The following is a 12,076-nucleotide window of genomic DNA, read 5'->3' on the forward strand; positions in this document are numbered from 1 at the left end:
TCATGCAGCAAACGCTGGCACTCGCCTGGTATCTGATGCGGCTGCGTATGCGGACCCGGTTGCAATATCGGGTGGCACTAGCCCTTGCCTGGGTCTCGCAGGGTTTCGGTTACGCCGGCGCCTTCGCCTCGCTTTGGATCATCCTCACGCGATTCGGCGGCATGGGCGGATGGCGGTGGCAAGACATGGCTCTGCTGCTCGGTTTCCATACCCTGGGTTATGCCCTCGGCGCATGCTTCACCTTCGTGCAGCTGCGCCGATTGGAAGAAATGGTCAGGGACGGCGAGTTTGATACGTTGCTGACTAGGCCAATCAATACATGGGCGTTTTTATCGTTCTCCGGTTTCAATATCGAGTATGGCAGCCATGTCATATTGGGGGTGGGGCTGATGGCGTGGGCTTTGCCCAAGGTGGCGATCGACTGGGGCCCGCTTACCATATTGCAGCTGGTCGCCAGCATTTTCAGTGCCGCGCTTCTGACCGGCGCGGTCATCACCCTGATCGGCGCAACTGCGCTGGTGGTGCGGCGCGCGCGCTATCTTTTCGGCATATATTTCGACTTTTGGGAACTCTCCCGCTACCCTATAACGATCTTTGCCGCGCCGCTTCAATTTCTGCTGCTTTCCGGCTTGCCTTTTGCCTACATGGCCTATGTGCCGGTCGCCGCTTTGATCGGAAAGCCGGTTCCTTACCTCGGTGATGCGGCAGCCCCCGTGGCCGTCGCCGTGGGACCGGTTGCCGCCTTGATTGCCGCCGCCTTCTGGCGCTTTGCGATCCGGCGTTATCAGCGTGCAGGCGGCTGATGCCGCAGCTGGACCGTTAGTCCTCTGCGCTTGAAAATGCGCCTCTACATCTCGACGCTGCGTGCAACTTGTTCGGGAACGCCGAACTTTCAAAAATCATCGATTAAAAGATGACAAAAACAATCACCTTATGTTGACAAGGCTGTCTTCGCTCCATAGGTTCCGCGCGCATCTATGACGTAGGGACCAAGCAATGGCGCGTGTTTTTTTGAATGTTTCTAATAATGTACTGCGAATTTATAGAGATACCCTATTTGCCACGACAGCGATGGTCCTGACCGGCATCGCGGCATCGCCGGCTTCTGCCCAGAGCGCGACCACTGGCGACACTGCGACGACGCTGGAACCGATCGTCATCCAGGGTGCAGCCTCTGATAGCAAGACAGACAGGACGTCGGTCACCGCCAAAAACAGCGCCGGCGCGACCAAGATCAGCACGCCGCTCGTCGAGACGCCGCGTTCCGTGTCGGTCACCACCGAGAAGGAAATTGAGCAGCGCGGCGCGCAGACGGTCATCGAGGCGGTGCGCTACACCGCCGGCGTGACGACGGGAACGAGCGGCTTCGACCCGCGTTTCGACCAGATCTACATTCGCGGCTACAACGCCACGACGGTCGGTGACTATCGCGACGGATTGCGCCAGCCCTACATCAATTACGGCATGTTCCGCACGGATCCCTATCAGCTGCAGCGCGTCGAGGTGATCAAGGGACCGGTTTCCGTTCTTTACGGTTCGGGTTCGCCGGGCGGCCTCGTCAACAAGATATCGAAGCTTCCGACCGAGGAGCCGATCCGTGAAGTCGGCATTATCTACGGCACCAAGGATCGGATGCAGGGGATGTTCGATTTCGGCGGGCCGATCAGTGAGGGCAACGACGACTTTCTCTATCGCATCGTCGGCGTCGCCCGCCGCGGCGACACCAATTTCGATATTGCCGACGACCGCTATTTGCTGGCGCCGTCCTTCACCTGGAAGCCCGACGAGGGCACGTCCCTAACCGTATACGGTCTGGCGCAGGCCGACGAGACCGACGCCAATGTCGGCGCGGTCACGTCGGGCGATGAGATTCTCGACATCAGGCAGAGCGACCCCGATTACGACCACCAGAAGGTCAAGCAGCAGCAGGTCGGCTATCAATTCGAGCATGAATTCGACAACGGCCTGACCTTCCGGCAGAACCTGCGTTATTCGCATCTCGATCTGGAGGCCCGCTACCTCGGCGTTACCGGCTGGAGCGGGACCGTCGCGCATCGTGGCACGAATGCGATCCGGGACGAAATGAACGTTTTCCAGGTCGACAATCAGCTCGAGGCGAAGTTCGATACAGGCCCGCTTGCGCATACGATGCTGTTCGGGCTCGACTACACCAATCTCCAGTCGAGCTTTGGCTACGGCGCCGGAGCCGCAGATCCGGCATTCGACTTCGATATCGCCAATCCTACCTATGGAGTCTCGGGCGCTACGCCGGATTATAATATATTGGCGTCCGATGCGGATATGCGGCAGCTCGGCATTTACGTCATGGACCAGATCGAGGTCGGAAACTGGCGCTTCAACCTCGGAGGCCGGCAGACCTGGGTGAACCAGACGCGAGATGCGACCTTGCCCACGGTCAGCTCCGAGGAGGTCGACAAGAATGCCTTCTCCGTACAGGCCGGCGCGCTTTACCTCTTCGACAACGGCATCGCGCCGTTTGCTTCCTACGCGACCTCCTTCGATCCGGTCACCAACCGATCGAGAGCCAACACAATTCTTCCGCCGACGAAGGGCGAGCAATTCGAACTCGGGGTGAAATACCAGCCGCCCGGCTCCGACATCCTGCTCTCGGCCGTCGCCTATCACATCGTCGAACAAAACAAACCGAGGCTCGCCGACCCGCTGACCTTCGCTTACGACTCTCAGGGCGAGGTGACGGGAAAGGGTATCGAGCTTGAAGCCCGCGCGGCAATCGCCGACGGCCTCGATATTATTGCCGCCTACACCTACAACGACTCTGAGATAACCGGGGGCAACAACGTCGGAAATACTCCGGCCGTCACCCCGACCCATGTTGCGAGCCTGTGGGCGAATTATACCTTCCAGGGAAGCAACCCCTTCAACGGCCTGTCGATGGGCGCCGGCGTGCGCTACATCGGCGAGACCTGGACGGATGTCGTCAACACCTCGAAGAATTCCGCAACTTTCTATGTCGATGCCGCCCTCGCCTATGATTTCGGCGCCGTCGACAAGAAATATGAAGGACTTACGGCGGCCTTCAACATCCGCAACATCGGTGATGAGCGCGAAACCGTCTGCGAAGAGGGCTTCTGCTACCTCGGCCAGGGTCGCAACATGACCGGCACCCTGAAGTATCGGTGGTAGCACCATGGCGGCAGAGATGAACGGGGCGGACTCGCGCCCTTCGATCGCCGATCATTCTGTCGCCCACCAGGCCGTCGATCTCGACGGCCTGGTGGGCGATGGCCCGTTCGCCTATTGCCGCGGCAAGCTACTTGCCTCTCCGCCACCGGCGGGTTTGGTGGTCTCCTGCAAGGATCTTGGCGACCCGGAAGTCTTTGGCGGGATCATCGCCCGCTATGCCGAAAAATTTCCCGGCAGCGACCGCCGCGCGATCGTCTCCATGTGGACGCTCTATTATTTCAGCATGCTGACGATCGCGCCGAGTGTCCACATGTTCGTGAACCGCGTCGCCCTGCCGCTGGAAATCGACCGGCTTTCGCTCGTGTACAATGCTGAGACGGGCGAGCCGGAAGCCTTCGTGATGTCCGACAGCCTGGAGCTTGCCACCGATCCGGCCGGTGAGCTTCACCGCCTGATGCTCGGCCATGCCGAGCCTGTCATCACGGCGATTGCCGCCAATGCCGGCGTGGCGCCGAAGCTTCTCTGGAACAATGTTGCGGCCTATCTCTCCTGGATCCTCAAAGAGATCGCTCATCGCCACGAGCCCGCCCTCGTCGAAGGCGGTCTGGCACTGCTGAACGATGCCGAGTGGCCGGGCGGCGGGCGCAATCCGATGTTCGGCATGATCCGTATGGCGCGCCAGCAATGCGGGCTGGAATTCGCCCGCCGCAAGGTCTGCTGCCTGCGCTATAACCTGCCGGGCGTCGGCGGCTGCGGCGAGGCCTGTCCGCTGCCGGACGGGCGGCATTAATCTTCCCAACCGCAGTCTAAATAATCGCCGGCTGCCTCTCATTGCCGGCCATGCTTCACGCCCGCCGGCGCAGAACGAACAGCAGCATCGGTGCCCCGACCAGGGCCGAGATCAATCCCGCAGGGACCTGGTAGGGAAAGGCGACCATGCGCCCGGCCCAATCGGCGGTGACGAGCAGGGTCGCGCCGATGAGGGCGGCGGCGAGCAGTTGGATGGATGGCCGGCGAAGGCCGAGCCCGTGGGCAAGGTGCGGCGCCATTAGGCCGATGAAGCTCAAGGGGCCGACGACGAGCGTGGCTGCGGCGGTCATGATCGCCGAGAGCCCGAACAGGATCGCGCGCGCGGGAACGATCCTCAGGCCGAGTTCGCTTGCGGCCTCCGGCCCGAGTTGCAATAGCGCAAGCCATCTGCTGGCGAGAAAGGCTACGATAAGACAGGCAAGCGCAATCAGCATGGCGCTTGCCGCAACGTTGTTGTCGACAAAATAGGTCGAGCCCGACATCCAGCGGATCAGCGCCAGGCCGCGCGGGTCGCCGCTGGCCGCCAGCACGCCAATCCCGGCGTCGAGGATCGCGCCGAAGGCGATGCCGGCGAGCAGCACGCGGTTCGGGCCGAAGCCCGAACGGGCGCTCAAGAGGAAGATCAGCAGCAGAACCGCAAGCGCGCCGCCGCCGGCAAAGGCAAGCTGCACCGTCAGCCCCGGCGCGGCGAAGGCGAACATGGCGGCCGCGACGCCGAGCGTTGCTCCCGCCGAAACGCCGAGCACCTCGGGACTTGCCATTTCGTTTCCGGTTAGCCGCTGCAGGATCAGCCCGGTCACGCCGAGCACGGTTCCCGCGCCGAAGGCGGCGGCGACGCGCGGCAGGCGAAGGGGAAGGATGTCATCCCAGGCGGCGGCCGACAGCCAGGCCCAGCTTCCGTCCGGCGCGCGGCCGAAGAAGATTGCTGCCGCTGCGAGAGCGGCGACCGAGATCAGCAGCAGGCCAAGGGATGCCGTTCTGTTGGCGGCTGCCACTCTTGGTGAAACCATACCGGGCAGCGCGCGGGTGGCGGTGGCAAGGCGCGGTAGAAGCGCAATCAGGATCGGTCCGCCGAGCAGCGCGGTTACTGCCCCCGTCGGCACGAAGTCGCCGGGAGCAACGAGCTTGATCGCCTCATCGGTCAGAAGAAGAAGCCCGGCGCCGGCAATGGGCGACCAGATCAATTGGCTGACGACACGGCGTGCGCCGGCCAGCCGGACGATCTGCGGGGCGACCAGCCCGATGAAGCCGATGACGCCGACGGCACTGGTGACGAGGGCGCTCAGCGCAATTGCGATCGCCAGGATGAAGCCGCGTGCCCATTTGATCGGCAGGCCGAGGCTCGTCGCGCCGGCATCGCCGAGCTGGCTCAGCGCCAGCGGCCTCGCGGCGAGAAAGGCAAGGCCGGCAAGCAGGGTGACTTTGGGCAGCAGCGATATCGGGATCGCCCAGCTTTGCTGCGACAGCGATCCGGCGCCCCAGATAAAGATCCCGGAGAGATATTGATCGTTCATCAGGATGAGAATGGCTGCCGCCGCGCCGCACCAGAGGCCGATGATCATGCCCGACAGGATGAGGGAAAAGGGCGAGAAGCCGTGCCGGCCGCTGATCGAGAAGATGACAAAGGCGGCAGCAGCACTTCCGGCAAGCGCGATCGCGTCACGGCCCCATCCCGTCAGCGACGGGAAGGCGAGCATGACGGATACCAGCGCCAGATTGGCGCCTGTGGAGATGCCGAGCGTCGTTGGCGAAACCAGTGGATTGCGCAGCACCTGCTGCAGGATCGTGCCCGACAGCGCGAGGGCGGCGCCGGTGATCAGGGCCGTGGCCATGCGCGGAAGCGTCGAATAGAGAAGGAGAAGGTGCTGCGCGTCGTAGCCGCCTGATGTCTCCAGATGCGGCAGCGACGGCAGCAGGTCGAGCAGAGCCAGGCCGAGGCCCGAAAACAGCAGTAGCGCCGCGAGCGCGGGCGCGCCAAAGCCGGAAGTTTGCGCTTTCATCGGGCGGCAGTCTCCAGAACGTCGACCATCAAAGTCGAAAAGCGCAGCGCTTCCTGGACCATTCCAAACATCAGGACGCCTGGAACGACTGAGATTCGCTGGCGCCGGACGAAGGGAAGGCTAGTCCAGAGCGGGCTTTCGGAAAGCCGGGTCAGGACATCGGGCGGAAGCAGCGGCGAAACGACGACAAGATGCACCTCTTCATCGAGTTCGGCGAGCTGTTCCAGGCCGATCGTCTGAAATCCCCAGTAGCTCGCCTCGCCTTTCCAGGCGTTCTCGAGGCCGATCCGGCGCATGGCGCCGCCGTAAAGTCCGGGGCCGCCATAGATGCGCGCATGCCTCTGGTCGATGAAGTTGATGACGGCGAGCGGGCGCGCGGACAGGCTTTTCATCCGGTCGCGCAGCCGGGCGAAGGTGGCGTCGGCGCGGGCGAGAAATGCCTCCGCTTCCCTCTGCCGCCCGATCATGGCGCCGAGACGCAGTGTTTCGGCGTAGGAGCGGTCGAGCGCCTCGCCATTCTCGGCATAGACGGTGAAGCTTTCCACAGGCGCGATCCGGGACAGTTTTTCGTCCAGCGCCGCAAGGAAGGGCGTGCTGAGGATGAGCGATGGCCGCAGGTTTGTCAGGACTTCGAGATTGATCTCGGCGGTGGTGCCGATATCGACGACGCCTGATGGCATCGCAGGCTCGACCACCCATTCAGACCAGTTCCTGAGGGAAGCGATGGCGCGCGGCACGCTGCCGAGCGCCAGCATCGTCGACGCCAGCCCATAATCCAGCGAAACGACGTTGGCATCGCCGGTGCGCGCGATAGCGGGCGTGCCGGTCATTGCCAGCGCGCCAAGAAGAAAGTCTCGTCGTCTCAAAGCGCGGTCCTGCCCGGCTGCGTCTCCATGAGCGGCTTGACCATGAACAGGCACGGATGATCCTCATGCCAGAGTTTTGGAAAGACTTCGGCCCTGATGAAGCCGGTCCGGTCATAGAAGCGGTCATAGAAGCGCCGCGTCGCCTCGAATTGCGGTTCGTCGCGGCCGCGCGGCGCGAGTGTTTTAACCGTCAGCAGCCGGGCGCCCGATTCATGGGCGAAGCGTTCGGCTGCATCGACGAGATGGCGTCCGGCGCCGCGGCCGTGATATTTTGGCCGGGTCGCAATCAGCGCGATCTCGACGGCATCAGGCAGGTGCGGTTTCAAGGCGATCAAGGCGGTGACGACATCCGCTTCGATATAGCCGAACACCGGCAGTTCCTCGACCGCCTGGGCGCTTGCCTCGATGACTTCGGGTTCCGAAAACCAGTCCGGCAAAGCCCCCATGATCGATCGGCAGAGCTCCGCCTTGCCGGTCAGAATCTCGACTGTTCGTCCCATCTTTTTCTCGCCTTCGTTCGGTCGATTTAAACTTGACTCCAGTTATCACCTTAAACTAGACACTGCAATCACATCGTGTAGCTTCCTGCGATAAAGGAATGCCAAGACCGCACCGACCAGCAACGACAGAGCCTGATTTTCCATTTGTAAAAAGGGTACAGGACAATGCGAGCATCGCATCGTGATGTGAACGGAAATGCCGTGGTCAACGCCATGATCGAAAACAAGGATAAGCTCCTCAAAACGATTGAAAGCGTTGTCAAATCAAGATCATATTCTGAGGATATATTTCAGGACGGAGTGATAAAAGCTTACGGGGTCAAAACCGACGACATCCGTTGCCCGATCGGTTACGCATTTCGGATGGTGTATAATCTCGCCCTCGACGAGAGCCGCCGACAACGCCAGCAGGTGAGCAACTATAGGTCGATAGACCAGGTCCAAGAAATGACGGCGCCCATCCCCACCGTTCTCGATCAATTGGTCGCCGCCGAGACCCTGCGCGATGTGCTTGCCTCGCTCGAGGCGCTGCCGAAGCGTACCAACGACGCCTTCATCCGCCATCGCCTGAACGGCGTGCCGCAGAAGGATATCGCGGCCGAGCTCGGCGTTTCCAGGACACTTGTCAACTTCATGATCAAGGCGGCGGAGCAGCATTGCCATCTGGCAATCACCGAGCCTGCCCGCCCCGATCACGAGCGCCCGCGGATTATTACCGCTTCGCGGCGTCCAGCGCCTGCTGCAAATCGCTCCACAGCAGTTCCGGTTCTTCCAGCCCAACAGCAAAACGTATCGTCTGCTCGCTCACGCCGAACCGGATGAATGTGGTCATCCGGTCAGGGATCTGCAGCGCGACCTTGGCCGGAACGACCAGCGTTTCCGGTCCTCCCCAGCTGACGCCGAGACGGATCTCGCGAAGCGCGTTGACGAACCGTGCGACATCGATATCGGGCGTGAGATCAAAGGCGAATAGCCCGGCATAACCCGTGAGCGTCGCCCGCCCGGGATGATCCTGAAAGGCCGGGTGGCGAACGCGCGCGATGTCGGGATGCTGCTTCAGCCGTTCGGCGAGCAGAAGCCCGCTGCGCTCATGCTCCTTGAGGCGCACACGCAGCGTGCGCATGCCGCGCAGCAGCAGCCAGGCCTCGAAGGGCGAGAGCTTGGCGCCGACATAGGGATAGGAGATTGAATTGATCTTCGCGATCGCTTCCTTCGTGCCGACGACGACGCCGGCGACCGTATCGCTGTGGCCGCCGAGATATTTCGAAGCGGCGTGAATGACGATATCGACGCCATGCTGGATCGGTTTCTGGAAGAGCGGCGTCGCCCAGCTATTGTCGATGATCGTCGTGACGCCGGCCTCCTTCGCCATGGCTGACAGCGCCACGATGTCCTGAAGCTCGAAGATGAAGGAAGACGGATTTTCGAGATAGAGCAGCTTGGCGCCCGGCAGCGCCTTGCGCACCTCGTCATGGTCGGAGGGATCGACGAAATCGACGGTGACGCCGAGCCTGCCGAGCAGTTTCACCAGAAGGCGGTAGACGTCATTATAGAGATGGCGGACCGCAACGACGCGGTCGCCCGCCTCCACCAGGCTGAGAATGGTCGCGGTGATGGCGGCCGTTCCGCTGGAGAAGGCGCGTCCGTCTTCGCCACCCTCAAGGCGGGCGACCAGCAGCTCGAATTCGCGGACGGTCGGATTGTCGCCGCGCGAATAGATGAAGTTGCGCGTCCGGCCGGCGAAAACATCCTCCATCGCCTCGTAGCTGTCATAGGTAAAGAGCGAGGTCTGGAAGATCGGCGGCGAGACGGCGTTGAAGGCGGCCGGATCGACGGGCGTGAAGAGATCGTCGGCGGCCGCATGGGCGCCAAGGTCGCGGGGGCTGAACGACTGGTTCATGAAAATCCTCTCATGGACAAAAGCTGGGATAGGGGCGAAGAGCGGTCAGATCGTCGGCCGCGCGCTGTCGGAGCGCGGCGAGCGATCTCGCCAGGCAGAAGCATGACAGCAGGGCGGTCAGCGCCGAGGCCAGGAACATGGCTGCGAGCAGGCCGGAGAAGCCGAAGAAGGGCGGCAGGAGCGCGAGCAGCGGAAAGAGAAGATACCCATTCTGCGCCAGGCCGACGGCAAGTGCGGCTTTCGGCCTGCCCTGAGCCTGGAAGAGGATCAGCACCGTCTGCCGCAGGCCGAACAGCAGGAAGGGAAGATGGGTTGCAATGATCGCCTGACCGGCGATCGAAAGGACGGAAGCTTCGTCGGTGAAGAGCGCGGCGAGGCGCTCGGAAAAGACAATCGCCGTCAGCCCATAGACGCCGCCGACCGCGCTTGTGACCACGGAAAGCATGCGGACTGCCGCCAGGACCCGGGATATATCTTCGCGGCCCCAGGCAAAGCTCAGGATGGACTGCGCTCCGAGCGAAATACCGATGACCGGGAGTGCGCCGACCGCAAGCAGCCGCAAGGCGATGCCGACCCCAGCGATACCGTCTTCACCGTGATAGGTGCCGGCGACCGAAAGCATCAGGGCAATCGCGCCAGCCGTTGCGAGGCTCGTCAGCGTTGTCGGTGCGCCCACCGCAAGGACCGGCTTGAGATGCCTGACATCGGCGAAGCGCCAGGAGAACGTCAGCCGGATCGTCCCGAGACGTCTTGCGTGGTAGGCGCCGTAGATTGAGAGCGCCACGAGCTGAGAGAGAATGGTTGCCATCGCCACGCCCTGCAGGCCGAGGCCGAAGCCGAAGATCATGATCGGGTCGAGGATGATGTTCAGCGCGAAGCAGGCGACCAGCGTCCACATGCTGAAGCGGGCATTGCCCTCGGCGATCGCCAGGAAATCGAGAATGATCTGCGCCATCGTCAGTGGTATCGAGACCGCGATCATGAGGAGATAATGCTGCGCGAGCGGCTCGATCGCTGATGTGGCGCCGAACAGCAGGACAGAGGGAAAGGCGACGATCGCAATCGCGCTCGCCGCGCCGAAGGCGATGCCGGCGGCAAGGCTGACCGAGGCAAGGGTGCTGGCTCTCGACCGGTTGCCGGCGCCGAGCGCGCGCCCGACCTCGGTCGCCACGCCGACGCCGATGCCTTCGCCGAAAGCGGCGACGAGCATCAGGATCGGCAGCACGATCATAATCGCGGCGATCTGGTCTTCGCCGATCATCCCGACGAAGACCATGTTGATCGTGTGATGCGCGGCGTTGATCGACAGGCCGAACATGGCTGGCAGCCCGAGCCTCAGCAGCAGCCTGAACAGCTGCGGACTGGCAAGATCCTCCGGCGCAAGCCGCCGCTTCCGCAGGCTGCCGCTCATCTCGCTCATGTCGTTCATGATGCGGGCACCCAGAGATGATCGCCGAAGAAGCGCTCGCGGGTCAGCATGACGAGAAGCGCCCGCTTATGCGGAAAATCGAAATGCTTGATCTTGGCGAAGCCCGACCGGTCGAGATTGCGGATCTGCTGCTCGTGGCTGGCGCGCGGCTCGCCGACGATGCGCTGCGTGCGGGGATCGTCGAGGAAGATGAAATGCATCAGCGAAGGCAGCCAGGCGCTGATCCATTTCTTGCCGCGATAATCCGCCTCGCCGATCGCCACATGCCAGCCGCGATCGTAATCGTCGGCGTCATAGAACGGGCCAAGCCGGTTTTCCTTGGCCCAGTAGATTTCGAAGTAGCCGAAGGGGATATCGGCGAAACTGCCGATCAGCGGCAGCACATGCGGATCGGCGAGCCGTTCTTCTAGGATTTCGCGGTGTTTTTCGAGCGAGCCCGCATCCTCCCAGATCGTGTTGACCTGCTCGTCGTTCATCCAGCGGTGGAAGGCGGCAAGGTCGGTCTTAGGATCGGCCACGCGGAAGGTGATGTCCCGCTCCAGCCAGGGGATGAAGCGGCGATAGACCGTTCCCTTCGGCTTTGCCGGCCGGCGCGGATGATAGCGGCCGGCGGTCATCTCACGTACGGGCGGCAACGGATAGGAGAGCTGCGGCAGCCACAGCGACGGCCATTGCCACAGGATCGCGGAATCGAGCTTTCCCGCACTCGAAATATGCCCGGGAAGGCTTGCCCGATGGCCTTCGAAGGCGACCGACTTGATCGAGCGATCCTCAGCCGTCACCGCCTCGGCGGCGGCCATTAGAAGCTCCGCCGATTGCGGCGGCTCGCCGTGGTAGAAGGTGAGCGTTGCGACGCCGGCCTCGACCTCGAAGGCGGCTTCGTGCTGTCCGTGCGCGGTCTTCAGGTGGACGATGTTGGGGGCGAGCCTGATGTAGCTCCGCGACTGCAGAGCCCGCCTTTGTTTGGCGGCGTCGAAATCCATGATGTTCTCCTTGATCGACAGGGCTTTTCACGCTTCGAGCATGAAGCCCGCTCCTGTGTCGATTTGGTAGAATGACGATCCGTCTCCGGCCGGATTTATGGTTTGGCGAAGAAAAAAATTCTCATCAATTTTCTAAACCGCGGCCATCAGGATCCGTCATTTGCGCATGACGTCAATCTCTGCAGGAGCTTCGAATGGACAATCTTGAGCCCCGCGACGATCTCTGGATCGTCGTCATCGACAAAGAGCACCACTACTCGGTCTGGCCGCAGGACAAGCGGATTCCGGTGAGCTGGGAGGCCGCGGGCTTTGCCGGTTCGCGCCAGGAATGCCTGGCCCATATCCGCGAGATCTGGACCGATCCCCGCCCGCTCTCCCTGCGCTCGGCCATGGCCGCTGACGCACGTCTCTGAAACCGTCTGG

Annotated in this window: 11 protein-coding genes; 5 read left to right on the forward strand and 6 right to left on the reverse strand. The window is 62.4% G+C overall.

The window, feature by feature from the left end:
• Positions 1–2: 2 nt before the first annotated feature.
• From N2597_RS27190 to fhuF, 3 genes are all read left to right on the forward strand, one after another.
• On the forward strand, positions 3–803 hold the full coding sequence (locus N2597_RS27190) for an ABC transporter permease (RefSeq protein ID WP_183602261.1): 801 nt from the start codon (positions 3–5) through the stop codon (positions 801–803).
• 193 nt (positions 804–996) lie between these two features.
• Positions 997–3,165, forward strand: a complete 2,169-nt coding sequence (locus N2597_RS27195; RefSeq protein ID WP_183602263.1) for a TonB-dependent siderophore receptor — start codon at positions 997–999, stop codon at positions 3,163–3,165.
• Between the two features lie 4 nt (positions 3,166–3,169).
• Positions 3,170–3,955 (forward strand): siderophore-iron reductase FhuF, encoded by a 786-nt coding sequence (gene fhuF, locus N2597_RS27200; RefSeq protein ID WP_183602265.1) that lies wholly within the window; start codon positions 3,170–3,172, stop codon positions 3,953–3,955.
• Between the two features lie 55 nt (positions 3,956–4,010).
• Here the strand turns inward: fhuF and fhuB are convergent, their stop codons facing one another.
• From fhuB to N2597_RS27215, 3 genes are read right to left on the reverse strand one after another with little or no spacing between them, the layout of a single operon-like run.
• Complete coding sequence (gene fhuB / locus N2597_RS27205; RefSeq protein ID WP_183602267.1) at positions 4,011–5,975, reverse strand: Fe(3+)-hydroxamate ABC transporter permease FhuB; 1,965 nt, start codon at positions 5,973–5,975, stop codon at positions 4,011–4,013.
• Positions 5,972–6,805: an ABC transporter substrate-binding protein gene (locus N2597_RS27210; protein ID WP_183602269.1), complete on the reverse strand. Its 834-nt coding sequence runs from the start codon at positions 6,803–6,805 to the stop codon at positions 5,972–5,974. Before N2597_RS27210 ends, fhuB begins: the two co-directional genes overlap by 4 nt.
• 32 nt (positions 6,806–6,837) lie before the next feature.
• Complete coding sequence (locus tag N2597_RS27215; RefSeq protein WP_341356262.1) at positions 6,838–7,341, reverse strand: GNAT family N-acetyltransferase; 504 nt, start codon at positions 7,339–7,341, stop codon at positions 6,838–6,840.
• Between the two features lie 165 nt (positions 7,342–7,506).
• Between N2597_RS27215 and N2597_RS27220 the strand changes: the two genes are divergently transcribed.
• The gene (locus N2597_RS27220) at positions 7,507–8,163 is read left to right on the forward strand and encodes a sigma-70 family RNA polymerase sigma factor (protein ID WP_183602272.1); all 657 of its coding nucleotides are present in this window, start codon (positions 7,507–7,509) and stop codon (positions 8,161–8,163) included.
• Here the strand turns inward: N2597_RS27220 and N2597_RS27225 are convergent.
• The 3 genes from N2597_RS27225 to N2597_RS27235 are packed head-to-tail and all read right to left on the reverse strand — an operon-like array spanning position 8,054 to position 11,653.
• The gene (locus N2597_RS27225; protein ID WP_183602273.1) at positions 8,054–9,241 is read right to left on the reverse strand and encodes a PLP-dependent transferase; all 1,188 of its coding nucleotides are present in this window, start codon (positions 9,239–9,241) and stop codon (positions 8,054–8,056) included. The two genes, N2597_RS27220 and N2597_RS27225, sit on opposite strands and share 110 nt — an antisense overlap.
• A gap of 10 nt (positions 9,242–9,251) precedes the next feature.
• On the reverse strand, positions 9,252–10,670 hold the full coding sequence (locus N2597_RS27230) for an MATE family efflux transporter (protein ID WP_183602275.1): 1,419 nt from the start codon (positions 10,668–10,670) through the stop codon (positions 9,252–9,254).
• The gene (locus tag N2597_RS27235) at positions 10,667–11,653 is read right to left on the reverse strand and encodes a GNAT family N-acetyltransferase (RefSeq protein ID WP_183602276.1); all 987 of its coding nucleotides are present in this window, start codon (positions 11,651–11,653) and stop codon (positions 10,667–10,669) included. Before N2597_RS27235 ends, N2597_RS27230 begins: the two co-directional genes overlap by 4 nt.
• A gap of 194 nt (positions 11,654–11,847) precedes the next feature.
• Between N2597_RS27235 and N2597_RS27240 the strand changes: the two genes are divergently transcribed.
• Entirely contained in the window at positions 11,848–12,066 is a 219-nt protein-coding gene (locus N2597_RS27240) for an MbtH family protein (RefSeq protein WP_183602279.1), read from the forward strand.
• Positions 12,067–12,076: the final 10 nt, after the last annotated feature.

The sequence above is a fragment of the Rhizobium sophoriradicis genome (assembly GCF_025200795.1).
Classification (GTDB): domain Bacteria; phylum Pseudomonadota; class Alphaproteobacteria; order Rhizobiales; family Rhizobiaceae; genus Rhizobium; species Rhizobium sophoriradicis.

Excerpts from the sequence above, each read along its gene's own strand:
- N2597_RS27190 (WP_183602261.1), top strand. The coding sequence starts at position 3 with ATGCAGCAAACGCTGGCACTCGCCTGGTATCTGATGCGGCTGCGTATG.
- N2597_RS27195 (WP_183602263.1), top strand. The coding sequence starts at position 997 with ATGGCGCGTGTTTTTTTGAATGTTTCTAATAATGTACTGCGAATTTAT.
- fhuF (WP_183602265.1), top strand. The coding sequence starts at position 3,170 with ATGGCGGCAGAGATGAACGGGGCGGACTCGCGCCCTTCGATCGCCGAT.
- fhuB (WP_183602267.1), bottom strand. The coding sequence starts at position 5,975 with ATGAAAGCGCAAACTTCCGGCTTTGGCGCGCCCGCGCTCGCGGCGCTA.
- N2597_RS27210 (WP_183602269.1), bottom strand. The coding sequence starts at position 6,805 with ATGACCGGCACGCCCGCTATCGCGCGCACCGGCGATGCCAACGTCGTT.
- N2597_RS27215 (WP_341356262.1), bottom strand. The coding sequence starts at position 7,341 with ATGGGACGAACAGTCGAGATTCTGACCGGCAAGGCGGAGCTCTGCCGA.
- N2597_RS27220 (WP_183602272.1), top strand. The coding sequence starts at position 7,507 with ATGCGAGCATCGCATCGTGATGTGAACGGAAATGCCGTGGTCAACGCC.
- N2597_RS27225 (WP_183602273.1), bottom strand. The coding sequence starts at position 9,241 with ATGAACCAGTCGTTCAGCCCCCGCGACCTTGGCGCCCATGCGGCCGCC.
- N2597_RS27230 (WP_183602275.1), bottom strand. The coding sequence starts at position 10,670 with ATGAACGACATGAGCGAGATGAGCGGCAGCCTGCGGAAGCGGCGGCTT.
- N2597_RS27235 (WP_183602276.1), bottom strand. The coding sequence starts at position 11,653 with ATGGATTTCGACGCCGCCAAACAAAGGCGGGCTCTGCAGTCGCGGAGC.
- N2597_RS27240 (WP_183602279.1), top strand. The coding sequence starts at position 11,848 with ATGGACAATCTTGAGCCCCGCGACGATCTCTGGATCGTCGTCATCGAC.